The organism is Xanthomarina sp. (genome assembly GCF_035306705.1).
In the GTDB taxonomy this organism is placed as follows: domain Bacteria; phylum Bacteroidota; class Bacteroidia; order Flavobacteriales; family Flavobacteriaceae; genus Xanthomarina.
In genome coordinates this window covers 45,488-62,062 of sequence record NZ_DATGNO010000167.1, presented here as the reverse complement: position 1 = coordinate 62,062, position 16,575 = coordinate 45,488, and the positions used below count along the sequence as shown (strand labels likewise).

General features: G+C 34.4%; 15 protein-coding genes and 1 tRNA gene. 8 read left to right on the top strand and 8 right to left on the bottom strand.

Going from position 1 to position 16,575, the window contains the following annotated elements; translation table 11 throughout:
* The 3 genes from VKY47_RS13525 to VKY47_RS13515 all read left to right on the top strand — a co-directional run.
* On the top strand, nt 1–1,227 hold a 1,227-nt coding region (locus VKY47_RS13525; protein ID WP_473964605.1), incomplete at its 5' end, for a DNA-directed RNA polymerase subunit beta.
* Nucleotides 1,228–1,309: 82 nt separating this feature from the next.
* The gene (gene rpoC, locus VKY47_RS13520; protein WP_324313359.1) at nt 1,310–5,611 is read left to right on the top strand and encodes a DNA-directed RNA polymerase subunit beta'; all 4,302 of its coding nucleotides are present in this window, start codon (nt 1,310–1,312) and stop codon (nt 5,609–5,611) included.
* 80 nt (nt 5,612–5,691) lie between these two features.
* Entirely contained in the window at nt 5,692–6,009 is a 318-nt protein-coding gene (locus tag VKY47_RS13515) for a DUF3467 domain-containing protein (protein WP_324313358.1), read from the top strand.
* Nucleotides 6,010–6,086: 77 nt separating this feature from the next.
* Here VKY47_RS13515 and VKY47_RS13510 read toward each other — a convergent pair whose 3' ends face one another.
* Both VKY47_RS13510 and VKY47_RS13505 read right to left on the bottom strand, forming a co-directional pair.
* Nucleotides 6,087–6,320: a (4Fe-4S)-binding protein gene (locus VKY47_RS13510; RefSeq protein ID WP_324313357.1), complete on the bottom strand. Its 234-nt coding sequence runs from the start codon at nt 6,318–6,320 to the stop codon at nt 6,087–6,089.
* Between the two features lie 142 nt (nt 6,321–6,462).
* The gene (locus tag VKY47_RS13505) at nt 6,463–8,052 is read right to left on the bottom strand and encodes a peptide chain release factor 3 (RefSeq protein ID WP_324313356.1); all 1,590 of its coding nucleotides are present in this window, start codon (nt 8,050–8,052) and stop codon (nt 6,463–6,465) included.
* Between the two features lie 126 nt (nt 8,053–8,178).
* On the opposite strand from VKY47_RS13505, the gene idi reads away from it, so the two are divergent.
* The 5 genes from idi (at nt 8,179) to VKY47_RS13480 (ending at nt 10,639) form a co-directional block, all read left to right on the top strand.
* A complete protein-coding gene (gene idi / locus VKY47_RS13500; RefSeq protein ID WP_324313355.1) occupies nt 8,179–8,706 on the top strand; it encodes an isopentenyl-diphosphate Delta-isomerase in 528 nt (175 codons plus the stop codon).
* On the top strand, nt 8,703–9,113 hold the full coding sequence (locus tag VKY47_RS13495) for a 6-pyruvoyl trahydropterin synthase family protein (protein ID WP_324313354.1): 411 nt from the start codon (nt 8,703–8,705) through the stop codon (nt 9,111–9,113). The genes idi and VKY47_RS13495 overlap by 4 nt, the downstream gene beginning before the upstream one ends.
* A 59-nt stretch (nt 9,114–9,172) precedes the next feature.
* Nucleotides 9,173–10,144 (top strand): type I phosphomannose isomerase catalytic subunit, encoded by a 972-nt coding sequence (locus tag VKY47_RS13490; protein WP_414731232.1) that lies wholly within the window; start codon nt 9,173–9,175, stop codon nt 10,142–10,144.
* A gap of 94 nt (nt 10,145–10,238) precedes the next feature.
* Nucleotides 10,239–10,508 carry a hypothetical protein gene (locus VKY47_RS13485; protein WP_324313352.1) on the top strand — a complete coding sequence of 90 codons (270 nt, stop codon included), beginning with the start codon at nt 10,239–10,241 and terminating at the stop codon, nt 10,506–10,508.
* Nucleotides 10,509–10,565: 57 nt separating this feature from the next.
* Nucleotides 10,566–10,639: transfer RNA gene (locus tag VKY47_RS13480), tRNA-Thr, on the top strand.
* Nucleotides 10,640–10,788: 149 nt separating this feature from the next.
* Here VKY47_RS13480 and VKY47_RS13475 read toward each other — a convergent pair.
* From VKY47_RS13475 to VKY47_RS13450, 6 genes are all read right to left on the bottom strand, one after another.
* Complete coding sequence (locus tag VKY47_RS13475) at nt 10,789–13,107, bottom strand: transglycosylase domain-containing protein (protein WP_324313351.1); 2,319 nt, start codon at nt 13,105–13,107, stop codon at nt 10,789–10,791.
* 99 nt (nt 13,108–13,206) lie between these two features.
* Entirely contained in the window at nt 13,207–13,902 is a 696-nt protein-coding gene (locus tag VKY47_RS13470) for a DUF4369 domain-containing protein (protein ID WP_324313350.1), read from the bottom strand.
* Nucleotides 13,903–13,953: 51 nt separating this feature from the next.
* Nucleotides 13,954–15,219: a DUF819 family protein gene (locus tag VKY47_RS13465; RefSeq protein ID WP_324313349.1), complete on the bottom strand. Its 1,266-nt coding sequence runs from the start codon at nt 15,217–15,219 to the stop codon at nt 13,954–13,956.
* 69 nt (nt 15,220–15,288) lie between these two features.
* Nucleotides 15,289–15,456 carry a type II toxin-antitoxin system antitoxin gene (locus VKY47_RS13460; protein ID WP_324313348.1) on the bottom strand — a complete coding sequence of 56 codons (168 nt, stop codon included), beginning with the start codon at nt 15,454–15,456 and terminating at the stop codon, nt 15,289–15,291.
* A 1-nt stretch (nt 15,457) separates the two neighbouring features.
* Nucleotides 15,458–16,396 (bottom strand): alpha/beta hydrolase, encoded by a 939-nt coding sequence (locus VKY47_RS13455; RefSeq protein ID WP_324313347.1) that lies wholly within the window; start codon nt 16,394–16,396, stop codon nt 15,458–15,460.
* Between the two features lie 18 nt (nt 16,397–16,414).
* Nucleotides 16,415–16,573 (bottom strand): DUF4177 domain-containing protein, encoded by a 159-nt coding sequence (locus tag VKY47_RS13450; protein WP_324313346.1) that lies wholly within the window; start codon nt 16,571–16,573, stop codon nt 16,415–16,417.
* Nucleotides 16,574–16,575 lie beyond the last annotated feature (2 nt).

Sequence of the window (16,575 nt, the reverse complement as noted above, 5' to 3'; positions counted from 1 at the left end):
GAAGAAAAATTATTACGTGCTATTTTTGGTGATAAAGCAGGAGATGTGAAAGATGCATCTTTAAAAGCTTCACCATCTTTACATGGAGTAGTTATCGATAAAAAACTTTTTGCTCGTGCGGTTAAAGATAAACGCAAACGTGCAAAAGACAAAGAAGATATCGCTCAATTAGAGGGTATTTACGATAGAAAATTCGATGAGTTAAAAGACGTTCTAGTAGAAAAACTTTTTGCTATTGTTGCAGGTAAAACCGCTCAAGGTATTTTTAACGATTTAGGTGAAGAAGTATTGCCAAAAGGTAAGAAATACACACTTAAAATGTTAAACGCTGTAGACGATTATACGCATTTAACTAGCGGAACTTGGACCACGGACGATTATTCTAACAAATTGGTTGCCGACTTAATTCACAACTACAAGATTAAAGAAAACGATATACAGGGTTCTTTACGTCGTGAGAAGTTTACTATCTCTGTAGGAGACGAATTACCAGCAGGTATAATTAAACTAGCTAAAGTTTATGTAGCTAAAAAACGTAAACTTAAAGTTGGGGATAAAATGGCAGGACGTCACGGTAACAAAGGTATTGTTGCAAGAATTGTTCGTCAAGAAGATATGCCATTCTTAGAAGATGGAACCCCAGTGGATATTGTATTAAATCCTCTTGGTGTACCTTCCCGTATGAACATTGGTCAGATTTATGAAACTGTTCTTGGATGGGCTGGACAAAAATTAGGACGCACCTATGCAACACCTATTTTTGATGGAGCTTCTCTAGATCAAATTAATGAATTTACAGACGAAGCCGGAGTTCCAAGATATGGACACACCTATTTATACGATGGAGGAACAGGAGATCGATTTGATCAACCTGCAACTGTTGGAGTTATCTATATGTTGAAATTAGGACATATGGTTGACGATAAAATGCACGCACGTTCTATTGGACCTTACTCTTTAATTACACAACAACCTCTTGGTGGTAAAGCACAATTTGGTGGTCAGCGTTTTGGAGAGATGGAGGTTTGGGCTCTAGAAGCTTATGGTGCATCTGCAACATTAAGAGAAATATTGACCGTAAAATCTGATGATGTTATTGGTAGAGCTAAAACTTACGAAGCAATCGTTAAGGGAGAGCCAATGCCAGAACCTGGTTTACCAGAATCTTTCAACGTACTTATGCACGAATTGAAAGGACTAGGACTAGACATTAGATTAGAGGAATAATTAAAATAGTATGAAGTCGCAGTATCCAGTTTGCAGTAAATAGCGAACTGAATACTGAGACTGAGACTGAATACTAAAAGAAATGGCAAGAAAACAAGATAAGAATACAGTACAGAGATTTAATAAAATCTCCATTGGTTTAGCATCACCAGAGTCTATTTTAGCAGAATCTCGAGGTGAAGTTTTAAAACCAGAAACTATCAATTATCGAACTCATAAACCAGAAAGAGATGGTTTATTCTGTGAGCGTATTTTTGGTCCTGTAAAGGATTATGAATGTGCCTGCGGAAAATATAAAAGAATTCGCTATAAAGGTATTATTTGCGACCGTTGTGGTGTAGAAGTAACAGAAAAGAAAGTACGTAGAGACAGAGTAGGACACATTAACTTGGTTGTTCCTGTTGCCCATATCTGGTATTTCCGTTCGTTACCAAACAAAATTGGTTACCTTTTAGGTTTACCATCTAAGAAATTAGATATGATTATTTACTACGAACGTTATGTAGTAATTCAACCAGGTATTGCTAACAATGTCGAAGGAGAACCAGTACAAAAAATGGATTTCTTAACAGAAGAAGAGTATTTAAATATTCTTGAAACACTTCCTAAAGAAAATCAATATTTAGAAGATGCAGACCCAAACAAGTTTATTGCTAAAATGGGAGCTGAGTGTTTAATCGATTTATTGTCAAGAATAGATTTAGATGCCTTATCGTTCGAATTAAGACATAAAGCAAATACAGAAACATCTAAACAACGTAAAACTGAAGCTTTAAAAAGACTACAAGTTGTTGAAGCTTTACGCGAATCTAACGAGAATAGAGAAAATCGTCCAGAATGGATGATTATGAAAGTTATTCCAATTATTCCGCCAGAATTACGTCCATTAGTGCCACTAGATGGAGGTCGTTTTGCAACATCCGATTTAAACGATTTATACCGTCGTGTTATTATTAGAAACAACCGTCTTAAAAGATTGGTTGAAATTAAAGCACCAGAAGTTATTTTACGTAACGAAAAACGTATGTTACAGGAATCTGTAGATTCGTTATTCGATAATACACGTAAATCATCTGCTGTTAAAACTGATTCTAACAGACCATTAAAATCTTTATCAGATTCATTAAAAGGTAAACAAGGTCGTTTCCGTCAAAACTTACTTGGTAAACGTGTGGATTATTCAGCACGTTCGGTAATCGTCGTTGGACCAGAATTAAAATTATTTGAATGTGGATTGCCTAAAAATATGGCAGCTGAATTATACAAACCTTTCGTTATTAGAAAACTAATAGAAAGAGGAATTGTAAAAACAGTAAAATCTGCAAAGAAAATTATAGATAGAAGAGAGCCTGTAGTATGGGATATTTTAGAGAATGTTTTAAAAGAACATCCAGTTCTTTTAAACCGTGCTCCAACCTTGCACAGACTAGGTATTCAAGCATTTCAACCTAAATTAATTGAAGGTAAGGCTATTCAGTTACATCCATTGGCAACTACGGCATTTAATGCCGATTTTGACGGGGATCAGATGGCTGTGCATTTACCACTAGGACCAGAAGCTATTTTGGAAACCCAATTGTTAATGTTGGCTTCCCATAATATCTTAAACCCTGCAAATGGTTCGCCAGTAGCAGTTCCTTCTCAAGATATGGTTCTTGGTTTATATTATATGACCAAAGAGCGTGTATCTACTAAGGATGTTCAAATTAAAGGTGAAGGCTTAACGTTTTATTCACCAGAAGAGGTAGTTATTGCTTACAACGAAAAGCGTGTAGAATTAAATGCTTCTATTAAAGTTAGAACATACGATTTTAATGAAGCAGGAGAATTAACCTTACAGATTATTCCAACAACAGTTGGACGTGTATTGTTTAATTTACATGTGCCTCACTCAGCTGGATATGTGAACGAAGTTCTTACTAAAAAATCTTTAAGAAATATTATCGGTAAGATTTTAGAAGTAACTTCAGTACCTGAAACTGCAGACTTCTTGGACGAAATTAAGAGTTTAGGATATAACTTTGCTTTTAAAGGTGGTTTATCATTTAGTTTAGGAGATATTATTATTCCACCAGAAAAGCCAGAATTAATTAATTCTGCTAATAAGCAAGTGGATGGAATTATGGCTAACTATAACATGGGATTAATAACGAACAATGAGCGTTATAACCAAGTTATTGATATCTGGACGTCTACGAATGCTGAATTGACAGAATTGTCTATGAAACGTATTCGTGAAGATCAACAAGGGTTCAACTCTGTGTATATGATGCTTGACTCTGGAGCTCGTGGATCTAAAGAACAGATTCGTCAGTTAACAGGAATGCGTGGATTAATGGCTAAACCTAAAAAATCGACTGCAGGTGGAGGAGAAATTATTGAAAACCCAATTCTTTCTAACTTTAAGGAAGGTCTTTCAATTTTAGAATACTTTATCTCAACGCATGGTGCTCGTAAAGGTCTTGCCGATACCGCATTAAAAACAGCAGATGCTGGTTACTTAACGCGTCGTTTGGTAGATGTTTCTCAAGATGTTATTGTAAACAGTGAAGACTGTGGAACTTTAAGAGGAGTAGAAGTATCACCATTAAAGAAAAACGATGAAATTGTTGAGTCTTTAGCAGATAGAATAGTTGGTAGAATTTCATTAAATGATGTATATAATCCACTAACAGACGAGTTACTTGTAGCTTCAGGAGACTTAATAGACGAGCCTAAAGCAAAAGTTATTGGACTATCTCCAATTGAAACTGTAGAAGTAAGATCGGCATTAACTTGTGAAGCAAAACAAGGAATTTGTGCCAAATGTTATGGACGTAACTTAGCTACCAATAGAATGGTACAACTAGGTGAAGCCGTTGGTGTTGTGGCAGCGCAATCTATTGGAGAGCCTGGTACACAGTTAACATTACGTACGTTCCACGTTGGTGGTATTGCAGGAAATATTTCAGAAGAAAACAAATTAACCGTTAAGTTTGATGGTATTGTCGAAATAGATGATTTAAAAACTGTAAAAGGTGAAAATTCTCAAGGTGAACCTGTAAACATAGTTATTTCACGTACCTCCGAATTAAAACTTGTTGATAAGAAAACAGGAATTGTTCTAAGTACTAACAACATTCCTTATGGATCAACTATTGTAATTAATAGTGGTGCCGAAGTTAAAAAAGGAGATGTTATTTGTTCTTGGGATCCATATAACGGTGTAATTATTTCTGAATTTGCAGGAAAGGTTCGCTACGAAAATATTGAACAAGGTGTTACATACCAAGTAGAAATTGACGAGCAAACAGGTTTCCAAGAAAAAGTAATTTCAGAATCTAGAAATAAAAAGTTAATTCCTACGCTTCATATTGAAGATTCTAAAGGAGAAACAATCCGTTCTTACAATTTACCTGTTGGAGCTCATATTATGACGGACGACGGCGATAAAATTAAAGTAGGTAAAGTGTTGGTTAAAATTCCTCGTAGATCTGCTAAATCAGGAGATATTACAGGAGGATTACCACGTGTAACCGAATTGTTTGAGGCGCGTAATCCATCTAACCCAGCAGTAGTAAGTGCTATTGATGGTGTGGTTTCTTTCGGAAAAATCAAGAGAGGTAATCGTGAGATTATCGTAGAATCTAGATTAGGAGATATTAAAAAATACCTAGTTAAGTTGTCCAGTCAAATTCTTGTACAGGAAAACGATTTCGTGAAAGCAGGAATGCCACTTTCTGATGGTTCAATTACGCCAAACGATATCTTGAATATTAAAGGACCGTCTGCTGTGCAACAGTACTTGGTTAACGAGGTTCAAGAGGTTTACCGTTTACAAGGTGTGAAAATTAACGATAAGCATTTTGAAGTTGTTGTAAGACAAATGATGCGTAAAGTTAGAATTATTGACTCTGGAGATACAACTTTCTTAGAAGACCAATTAGTTCATAAATCGGATTTCATAGAGGAAAACGACGAAGTATTTGGAATGAAAGTGGTTGAAGATGCAGGAGACTCTGTAACTTTAAAACCTGGCCAAATAGTAACACCTCGTGATTTAAGAGATGAAAATTCCATCTTAAGAAGAGAAGACAAGAAACTAGTTGAAGCAAGAGATGCCCAACCAGCTACGGCAACTCCAATTTTACAAGGTATTACTAGAGCTTCACTACAAACTAAATCGTTTATTTCTGCAGCTTCCTTCCAGGAAACTACAAAAGTACTAAACGAAGCGGCTGTTGCAGGTAAGATTGATACTTTAGAAGGACTTAAAGAAAATGTAATTGTAGGTCACAGAATTCCGGCAGGAACGGGTATGAGAACGTACGAGAACATAATTGTAGGTTCTAAACAAGAGTTCGACGAAATGATGCAAGCAAAACAAGAGGTTAACTACAATTAATTTTTTGTGTATTCATTCAATAATAAATAATTAAAAGAATCCTGCTGTTGCAGGATTCTTTGTTTAAAACTAAAAATAGTATGTCAGACGAGAAAAATCCAAAGAAACCAGGGCAAATAAACATCGAATTAGATGAGAAAGTGGCTGAAGGTACGTATTCCAACCTAGCTATTATTAACCATTCTGTATCAGAGTTTGTTGTAGATTTTGTAAGTATCATGCCAGGTACACCTAAAAGTAAGGTGAAATCTAGAATTATTTTAACTCCACAACATGCCAAGCGCTTGTTAAAGGCATTAGGAGATAATGTGAGTAAATTTGAAAATGCCCATGGCGAAATTAAAGATTACGAGCAGCCTCCAATTCCTTTAAATTTTGGACCAACCGGCGAAGCTTAAAAATTTTAAACACAAAAAATCCCATTGAAGTTATTCAATGGGATTTTTTGTGTTTAAAAATTAAAATAAATAAAATTTCAACAAGCTTCTTTTTTGTTAAGACAATACGACAACGCACCAGATGGACATTTTTTTATTTGACGTATAATTCTCTGGGTCGAAGCACCATCAAGGTCTATCCAAGGAATTACCGATTCTCTAAACACATTTGAAAGTTCTCTTGCACAATGCTCTGCATGTATGCAAACTTTGGGATTGTAGGTTACAGTAATCTCATTATTACTGAAAACATTTGGTTTATCTGTTTCCATAAGTAGATCATTTTTTTGGGGTTATGATTCTATTTTGAATTTAAAAAAATAAACTGAAAACACGTTCTCTCGATTAAATGTATTAAAAATTCGATTAAAAACAATTTAAATTTTCATTTATTCGATAAGATGTAAATTGATTTTAGTTAAATTCTGATGTAAAATGAAATTTTATATTGGGATATTTTTGCTGTGTCATCTGTAATGAAAAAGGAGAATCGGCTAAAAACACCAATTGATTTTGCTTGTCTTTTGCTAAATAACGATGTTTCACCCTTAAAAACTCTATGTATTCTTCACTTTTAGGATCTTTAGCTTCAACCCAACACGCTTTATGGACGTTTAAATTTTCGTAAGTACATTTGGCGCCGTATTCATGTTCCAGTCGGTATTGGATTACTTCATATTGTAAAGCCCCAACAGTTCCAATTACTTTTCTGCCATTAAGTTCCAAAGTAAATAATTGTGCAACGCCTTCGTCCATTAGCTGATCGATTCCTTTAAAGAGTTGTTTGGATTTTAACGGATCGGCATTATTAATATATCTAAAATGCTCTGGGCTAAAGCTTGGTACTCCTTTATAATTTATATTTTCGCCTTCAGTTAAAGTATCTCCAATTTTAAAATTTCCTGTGTCATGGATTCCAACAATATCACCAGGATAGGATACATCTACAATTTCTTTCTTTTCAGCAAAGAAAGCATTGGGACTAGAAAATTTCATTTTTTTGTTATTTCGAACATGTAAGTAAGGTTTGTTGCGCTCAAACGTTCCGGAAACTATTTTTATAAAAGCCAATCTGTCTCTATGGTTGGGATCCATATTGGCATGGATTTTAAAAACAAAACCAGTAAACTTTTCTTCTTCTGGTTTAACCAGTCTTTCTTCACTCTGTTTAGGTCTTGGTTTTGGAGCAATTTCAACAAAACAATCCAATAATTCCCTAACACCAAAATTGTTTAAAGCCGATCCAAAAAACACGGGTTGTTGCGCTCCGTTTAAGTAGTCTTCTCTATTAAATTTTGGGTAAATACCTTGTACAAGTTCAATTTCTTCGCGTAGTGTTTTTGCCGATTTATCACCAATTAACTTATCTATTTCTTTCGATTCTAAATCGGAAATCTCAATAGTTTCCTCTATGTTTTTTCTGCTACTACCACTAAATAAGTTGATGTTTTTTTCCCAAAGGTTATATATACCTTTAAAATCGTAACCCATCCCGATAGGAAAACTCATAGGAACCACATTTAAACCTAGCTTTTGTTCTATTTCATCCAACAAATCAAATGCGTCTTTTCCTTCACGATCCAGTTTATTTATAAACACAATCATCGGAATATTTCTCATTCTACAAACTTCAACTAATTTTTCTGTTTGTTCCTCAACCCCTTTTGCAACATCAACAACAACAATCACACTATCTACTGCCGTTAAAGTTCTAAAGGTATCTTCGGCAAAATCCTTGTGTCCTGGAGTATCTAAAATATTAATTTTTATACCTTCATATTCAAAAGCCAATACAGAAGTGGCCACCGAAATTCCACGCTGACGCTCAATTTCCATAAAGTCACTGGTAGCTCCTTTTTTAATTTTATTGCTTTTTACAGCACCTGCCTCTTGAATAGCACCTCCAAACAATAATAATTTCTCGGTAAGTGTGGTTTTACCAGCATCGGGATGCGCAATAATTCCAAAGGTTCTTCGTCTGTTAATTTCTTTTATAAAACTCATATTTTTCTTGCAAATGGGTTGCAAAGATACTATTATTAAACGCAAAATAAATGATAGTTTATATGGCTTTTTTATTTTGTGAAAAGTTTGGCGTATTTTTGATGACTTGATTGGTATTTTTACATTATGATGGAAGAAAAAGTAATTTTAGTAAATGAAAAGGATGAGCCAATTGGGCTTATGCCAAAATTAGAAGCTCATGAAAAAGCCTTGCTTCATCGCGCTTTTTCAGTTTTTGTTTTTAACGACAAAAATGAATTGATGTTACAACAAAGAGCTTCACATAAATATCATTCGCCAGATTTATGGGCCAACACTTGTTGTAGTCATCAAAGAGATGGCGAATCTAATATTGAAGCTGGAAAACGCAGACTTCAGGAGGAAATGGGATTTGTAACTTCTTTAGAGGAGTCTATTTCGTTTATTTATAAAGCTCCTTTTGATAATGGCTTGACAGAACATGAATTCGACCATGTCATGATTGGCCATTATAACGATGCTCCAAAAATAAATCCGGATGAAGTTTCTAACTGGAAATGGATGCCTTTGGAAGACGTAAGAACTGATATTAAAAACCAGCCTGAAATTTATACGGAATGGTTTAAGATTATTTTTGATAAATTCTACGACCATATTAATATTACTAAAAAATGAAAGTAACAGTCAGTAGGAAAGGACATTTTAATGCGGCCCATAGATTATATAGAAAGGATTGGAGCGACGAGAAAAACAATGCTGTTTTCGGAAAATGCAACAACCCTAATTTCCATGGTCATAACTACGAAATCATTGTAAGTGTTACTGGACAAATTGATAAGGAAACAGGCTTTGTAATTGATATGAAAATTTTAAAAGAACTTATTAAGGAAGAAGTTGAAGATGCCTTCGATCATAAAAACTTGAATATTGAGATTGAAGCCTTTAAAAATCTCAATCCAACAGCCGAAAATATAGTAGTGGTTATTTATAATAAATTAAAACCACGCTTGAAATCTAATTTAGAATTGGAAGTAACACTTTACGAAACCCCTCGTAACTTTGTAAGCTATTCTGGATACTAAAAAACACACACATGGAACGTGCAAGTCTCTTTAAGCTTGTAGGTTTGCTTGATAATTATATGAAAGTCAATTTGTACCCTATAAAATTCCAACCCATTTTGAAAAACAAAATTTGGGGTGGAAAAAAACTTAAGACCATACTTAATAAAAACAGTAATATGTCAAATATTGGCGAAAGCTGGGAAATAAGTGATGTAGAAGGTGATACGTCTATTGTGGCAAATGGAGATTTAGAAAACCAATCATTAAAACATTTGTTAAGTAGTTATAAGGAAGCTTTAGTCGGTAAGAAAAATTATAAACAGTTTGGTAATGCCTTTCCTTTGCTTATAAAATTTATAGATGCCAAAGAAGATTTATCCATTCAGTTGCATCCTAATGATGAGATAGCTGCTAAACGGCATAATTCTTTTGGAAAAACCGAGATGTGGTACGTGATGCAAGCTGATCCAAATTCCAACTTGATGGTTGGATTCAATCAAGAAATGACTTCTGAAAAGTATTTAAAACATCTTCACAATAATACCTTGACCGAGATTTTAAATTTTGATAAGGTGAAAACTGGAGATGCTTATTTTATAGAAGTTGGGCGAGTACATTCCATTGGGGCTGGTGTTTTGTTGGCGGAAATTCAGCAAACAAGCGATATTACTTATCGTGTTTACGATTGGGATCGAGTAGATGAAAATGGAAACAAGCGTGAGCTGCATAATGATTTGGCTATGGATGCTTTCAATTTTAATATGCCAAATAACTTTAGAATTAACTATAATAAAACGGCAAACACTTCCAATAAAATGGTGACTTGCCCATATTTTACTACAAATTACTTAGAGCTTACCCAAACAATCAAGAAAAAAAACAACTACGATTCCTTTATTATATATGTATGTTTGGAAGGCGAAGTTAGTTTTAAAACACAAACTACAACAGAAAATCTTGTCCAGGGAGAAACGTTATTGATGCCGGCAACTATCGAACTATTTGAGATTTCTTCCAAAGGGGCAAAACTACTTGAGGTTTATGTGTAAATAGTATTAGAGTTTCTTTCTAATGAAGATGCTAATCCATTGTGGGGAATACAATTAAATTAACTACTTTTGTCAAAATTTTAAAAACGATATCATGGCTAGTAAAAAAGATTTAAAAAAAGACATCAATTATGTTTTAGGAGACATTATTGAGGCAGTATATGTTTGGGAATATGCAAACAAAGGTAAAGACGATAAAAAAGGTGAAGCAATTATAGACGAAGCTATTGGTGTTTTTGATGACTTAATAGCAAAGGTTAACGATAGAAAAGTGGAAGATAAAAAAGCACATTTTAATGCTATCAATAAAGAACTTGAAGATAAAGGAAGAGCTTTAATTGAAAAAATCAATAAATTAGGATAAAAATATTGAAAAACATTTGCAAATTGTATAATCCCGATTATATTTGCATCCTGTTTCGCCGATGTAGCTCAGCTGGCTAGAGCAGCTGATTTGTAATCAGCAGGTCGTGGGTTCGAGTCCCTCTATCGGCTCAAATTTTAAACTCCAATACTAAAAAGTGTTGGAGTTTTTTTATGGAATAAATAGTAGCAAGAAGGATGTTTTGTGCTCACACAGACAAATCTCTGTAAAGGTAAAGGCTCAGGAATAAAATTCATTATACGTTTAAACGTTTGTAAATTTAAACAGAATCCTTGTTTTTTTTAAGCCACGAAAAAACTCCTTTCTTTTTCTTTTCTTTATTTTTGAATTTTTTCTCCGTTTTGTCCTTTCCAAATAGTTGTTTAAAGAAACCATCTTTTTTAGTCTGCTCGCAATCTATCGCTTTTAATACTTGGTCCGATGGTTTTTCAAAAGAGGCCTGAGTTATATTTTTATAGGCGGAATCCTCATTCAATTTTTGTAAAAACCTTGCAAACAAGGGTAATGCCGAATTTGCACCTTGCCCAATACTGGTATTGCTAAAACCAATTTGCTGATTATCGTTTCCAACCCAAGTTACAGTTACTAGTTTAGGTGTAATCCCAACAAACCAACCGTCTTTATTATCTTGCGTTGTTCCTGTTTTTCCTGCAATGTCATTATTTAAATTATAGGTGGACCGCAATCTGCTGGCTGTTCCATTATTAACCGTTTCTTTTAAAAACTCTAGCATAATTTGTCTGGTATCATCGCTGAAAGCTTTTTCTTTTTTAGGATTGATGGGATTTAAGTCTTCATAAGAAGCAATTATATTTCCATTTTTATCTTCAATTCTAGTAATAAAAATTGGTTTGGACGAGATGCTTTCGTTTACATAAGAGGTATATGCGGAAGCTAGCTCGATTAAACTCAAATTAGAAGTTCCCAAAGCAATAGACGGCACTTTTTCAATATGACTTTTTATACCCATAGCTTTAGCTTGGTCGATAACCTTATTAACTCCTGTTTCTTGTAAAACCTTTACAGTAATTGTGTTTACCGAACGACTCAAAGCATATTCTAAGGAATAATTTAACTCTTCATTTTCAACTTCAGAAGAATTTTTTGGTGTCCAGTTATTCACATCCGTATAAGTTACTTCCTTGATAGAAAAGTACGAGCAGGGCTCTATACCGTTTTCCAAGGCAGCTGTATAAACAATTGGCTTAAAGGTAGAACCCACTTGGCGTTTACTTTGTGAGACATGATCGTATTGGAAAAACCTGTAATCAATTCCTCCAACATAAGCTTTTATTGCACCATTGGATGGGTCTAATGCCAAAAATCCAGCATTAAGAAACTTGGAATAATACTCCAAACTATCGAGTGTTGAAATCTGTTCGACTGTAGGTTCATTCCAAGAAAACAATTTAGTTTCCTGGGTTTTGCTCAAGGAATCTTCAATAGCCTGATCTGTTAATCCTTGTTTTTTAAGTTCTCTATATTTCCATAATCGTTTTTTAGCAGCAATGAATGCCGGTTTGCTTTTTAACCAAGGTGCGTTTTGTCCATAGGCTTTCTCATAATGCTCTTGTAATTTGACCATATGTTCTTGCATGGCTTCCTCAGCATAGCGTTGTATGGTATTATCTAAAGTGGTATAGATTTTTAGACCATCTTGATGGATATTATAGCTTTCGCCATTAGGATTTTTATACTTTTTTTGTTGAAGAATCGAATCTAATTGTTTTTTTATTTGAGCTCTAAAATATGGTGCTAGACCTTGGTTTGGTGCGTAATATTGATAATCTAATTCAATGTTTTGTTTGATGGCATTTTCAGCCTCTTGTAGAGAAACAGCCCCTTGGTTTTTCATCAAATTAATAATCAGGTCACGTCGTTGTTGCGATCTTTCGGGATAAAGTCTTGGATTATAACTCGTATTCGCTTTTAAAGAACCTACAAGGGTAGCGGTCTGCGACAGATTTAAAAATCTTGTTTTTGTGTTGAAAAATTTTCTGGAGGCACTTTCTACTCCATAAGTGTTATCTGGAAAAGGTACGGTGTTCAGATATAAAGTTAGAATTTCTTTTTTCGAGTAAATATTTTCAATGCGTCTGGCAACAATGCTCTCTCTTATTTTGTTGACCACAACACTTAAAAATCCATAATCTGCTCTTCCATAAAGGTTTTTAGCCAATTGTAGGGTAATGGTGCTTCCGCCACCAGAAGAGGCGTCCGACAATAAAATAGTTTTAAAAAACACTCTCAGTAAACTCGTGTTGTCTATGCCGTTATGTTCGTAAAACCTCGTGTCTTCGGTAGCAACCAAAGCATCTATTAAATGTTGGGGAAAATCGGTATAGGTGATGGATTGTCTGTCGTAAATGTAAAATTTTCCTATAAGATCATTATTGCTATCTAATACCTGTGTGGCTTGACTTTGCTTTAAGTTTGCTAATTTTTTGGATGAAGGAATTTCTCCCCAAAGCCCAAAATAGATACTAGCATAAAAGCCCAACAATAGAATTGCTAAAATTAGAAAACTATAAGCAAGGCGTTTGGCCCATTTTTTAAGAATTTGGTTTTTTAAAATCATTTATAGGAAATCTCTCTTTACAAAGTAACGCATTAGTAAAGTGAAGCGTATAAAAAAACGGAATTAAATAAAAGTTAATTCCGTTTTAATCGTAAGATTTTAATATGATTTTCTCTGAACGAGATAGTCATCCAAGGCTTTTCCGTACATAGAGGCTTTCACTTTAGGCGTTAACGAATTGTTTATGGTATCCAACCATTTCGTTTGCGCATCGGGAATCTCAGACAATGCTAAATATGGTGAAAGTTCACTATCCTTATTTGTTACTGCAAAATTAACCGTGTATAAGTATCTGCTTTTTACCAAATTAACCAAAGCTTTTTCTGATAAAAGGATCTTCGCAGAATCTTTTTCCATCCTAGCCTCAAAATTTTCTTTAATCAGGTCCAATTTTTTGTCATTGTATCTGTTGATGACTTTTTGGTAATTCTCAAAAAGCTTTTGTTGTTCCGAACCTGTAATAACAGCATCTGAAACAAAGTGTTTTAAGGTGGTGTTTATTTCTGTAACGCCTTTATCTGCAAAAAATATAATTCGTGATTCGATTTCGTTGCTATTGTTTTTATCTAAACGCAAATAAAAAGCTTGAGGAGATTCTAAGTCCCTTTTGAATTCAAAATCTGAAGCTCCATTCAAAACGAGTGAATCGACAATCACTAAAGCAGAATCATTTTCTTTTTCAAGATAAACAGTTCCTTTTTTTAAACCTTTAACCTGACCTTTTACTATTAAATCTGGATCTTTTCCACAAGAAACAATAAAAAGAAGTGCTAGCAATACAAATAGTTTTTTCATAGGGGTTTTAGAATTTTGGAGCGCAAATATCATATAATTATTAATTAAATACTAACCTCCTGCGGCTATTTTCATTAGCTCGGCACAAAGTATGGCTCCATAGGTTCCAACTACGTAACCAAAGACAGCTAAAAGTGCTCCAACGGTTGCTAACGAGGGATGAAATGCCGCAGCTACCACAGGGGCAGAAGCAGCGCCTCCTACATTGGCCTGACTACCAACAGCAAGGAAAAAGTAAGGTGCTTTTATAAGTTTTGCAACAAGAATTAATAACCCTGCGTGGATAGCTATCCATACCAAACCAATTAGAATAAGTCCTGGATTATCGAGGATTTTGCCTAGATCCATCTTCATTCCAATAGTTGCAACTAAAATATAAATAAACACACTTCCAATTTTACTTGCACCTGCACCTTCGTAATTCTTTGCTTTGGTAAAAGATAATAAAATACCAATAAATGTGGCAATGGAAATTAACCAAAAGAAACTACTTCCAAAGGATGATAAAGCACTTTTAGGATTGCTAACAGCCTCAAAATTGTCGGTTAAATACACTGAAATTATATCTGCACCAAAATGGGCTATACCAACGGCGACGAATGCAAACATTATAATAACCATATAATCTGATAGTGTTGGAATTCGTACGGTTTTATCACTAAAACTCTGAACCTTCTCTTGTAGCTCGTCTATAGCTGTATTGTCTGCTTTTAACCAAGCATCAATTTTTTTACGCTTCCCAATTCCTAACAATATAACGGCCATCCAAATATTGGCAACCACAATATCCACTAAAACCATACCCCCATATAGCTCTTGATTGAATTCGTAGATTTCTAACATTGCAGCTTGATTGGCACCACCGCCAATCCAACTTCCTGCAAGTGTTGCAAGACCTCTCCATGTAGCATCAAATCCGGCGCCTCCAACAGTTTCTGGTGAAAAACTTGAAATTATAAGAATGGCAATTGGTCCGCCAATTACAATTCCAATGGTTCCAGTAAAAAACATGACTAAAGCTTTCCATCCTAAATTGAAAACAGCTTTTAAATCGATACTTATAGTTAATAACACCAAAGATGCAGGCAATAAATAACGACTTGCTATAAAATAGGTTTGGGAAACATCGGCAGATATAAGATTGAGAGAATTAAAAATGGCTGGAATCATATAGCACATTAATAAGCCTGGAATGTATTTATAGAATACAGGCCAAAATCCGGTTTTTTTGGATTCTGTGTAAAACACAAATCCTAAGGCTAGCATGAGTAAGCCAAAAACTATGGCGTCGTTAGTAAATACTGGTTGGTTTTCCATTAAGGTGTGGTTATTTTAGGGCTGCAAAGTACCAAAATTAATGGGTAAAAAAAAAGTGACTTTTAAAAATCACTTTTTGTCTGCTTTTTTAGGCTCTCTGTTGTGTTCCTTGAGTTGTTGCGTAAGAAGCCACTCAATTTGTCCATTGGTGCTCCTAAACTCGTCTGAAGCCCATTTTTCAATGGCTTTGAGCATATCTTCATTAATTCTTAATGCAAAGGCTTTCTTTTTTGACATGTTATTTTTTTATAAAAGCTTCAATCGTGTTTACTAGTTTACTAGATAAAGGATAATCAGGAGAGAAATAAGATTTCATATTGTTTTCATCCTTTTCTATGTCTTTTAAAACATGATTCATATTTTCAATAAGTACCAATTCTGAATCCGGTTTAGCTACATGAAGTTTCTCTGCCTCTTTTACTTTTACTTGAAGGTCTTTGGTACCATTAAGTATAAGAACGGGCATATTTAATTTTATAATTTCTTCTGAAGGGTTGTAAGCCATCCAAGTGATAAAGAATCGTTGATTAGGTTTGCTAAATAAATGTGCTAAAGCTGGATCAACATTTTCTATAGTTCCAGTTTCTTTAAGTTCATTTACTTGTTCTTTAGTCATATCGGACATTTCTTGACTTACTTGCTTATAACTATTTATGATAAAGCTGCCCATATCTTCACTAATCCCTGCCAAAGAAACATATTTATCTACATTTTTTTGAGCAGCCAACATAGCAACCAATGAGCCTTGACTATGTCCAATAAGTGTGATGCTCGAGAATCGCTTATCATCCTTAAAGTTATTAACAGCAAGATTGGCATCATCTACAAAACGATCAAAATTTAAATCTTTCATCATAAATCTCAAATTTTCTTCAGTAGCAGAGCGTTTGTCGTATCTATAAAAAGCAATTCCTCGAGCGTTTAAACTATCGGCTAGCTCTTTTATATAATTGGCTTTGATGTTAACTCCAGCTTGGTTGCCATTTCTGTCAACATTTCCTGAACCATGAATAAATATTGCCAATGACTGACTCTTTAAATCCTTATTGTAAGTTAAAGTACCAGGAAGCTTGACGCTATCATTCATTATTAAAATTTCTTCTGAAATGATGTTTTCTTGTGAAAACACCATAAAACTGAAAAGTAGGCAGAAGAGGTATAATGAAACTTGTTTCATAAATCATCCATTTGATTATTATCTGTTTTTCTGGCGTTCAAATACAATTCTCATCGTATTCTCTGAAATATGAATGACGTTCCAACCAGACATAGCATGCTGATTGAGCGTTTCTTCCAACCTTTCATTATTTTTACTTAATCTCATTTCCCAAGAGATGACCTTATATTCTTTCATTT

Coding starts and splice junctions, on each gene's coding strand:
- VKY47_RS13455 (WP_324313347.1), bottom strand. CDS start 16,396: ATGAAACAAGTTTCATTATACCTCTTCTGCCTACTTTTCAGTTTTATG.
- VKY47_RS13510 (WP_324313357.1), bottom strand. CDS start 6,320: ATGGAAACAGATAAACCAAATGTTTTCAGTAATAATGAGATTACTGTA.
- rpoC (WP_324313359.1), top strand. CDS start 1,310: ATGGCAAGAAAACAAGATAAGAATACAGTACAGAGATTTAATAAAATC.
- VKY47_RS13495 (WP_324313354.1), top strand. CDS start 8,703: ATGAAAGTAACAGTCAGTAGGAAAGGACATTTTAATGCGGCCCATAGA.
- VKY47_RS13490 (WP_414731232.1), top strand. CDS start 9,173: ATGAAAGTCAATTTGTACCCTATAAAATTCCAACCCATTTTGAAAAAC.
- VKY47_RS13485 (WP_324313352.1), top strand. CDS start 10,239: ATGGCTAGTAAAAAAGATTTAAAAAAAGACATCAATTATGTTTTAGGA.
- idi (WP_324313355.1), top strand. CDS start 8,179: ATGATGGAAGAAAAAGTAATTTTAGTAAATGAAAAGGATGAGCCAATT.
- VKY47_RS13465 (WP_324313349.1), bottom strand. CDS start 15,219: ATGGAAAACCAACCAGTATTTACTAACGACGCCATAGTTTTTGGCTTA.
- VKY47_RS13505 (WP_324313356.1), bottom strand. CDS start 8,052: ATGAGTTTTATAAAAGAAATTAACAGACGAAGAACCTTTGGAATTATT.
- VKY47_RS13515 (WP_324313358.1), top strand. CDS start 5,692: ATGTCAGACGAGAAAAATCCAAAGAAACCAGGGCAAATAAACATCGAA.
- VKY47_RS13470 (WP_324313350.1), bottom strand. CDS start 13,902: ATGAAAAAACTATTTGTATTGCTAGCACTTCTTTTTATTGTTTCTTGT.
- VKY47_RS13475 (WP_324313351.1), bottom strand. CDS start 13,107: ATGATTTTAAAAAACCAAATTCTTAAAAAATGGGCCAAACGCCTTGCT.
- VKY47_RS13460 (WP_324313348.1), bottom strand. CDS start 15,456: ATGTCAAAAAAGAAAGCCTTTGCATTAAGAATTAATGAAGATATGCTC.
- VKY47_RS13450 (WP_324313346.1), bottom strand. CDS start 16,573: ATGAAAGAATATAAGGTCATCTCTTGGGAAATGAGATTAAGTAAAAAT.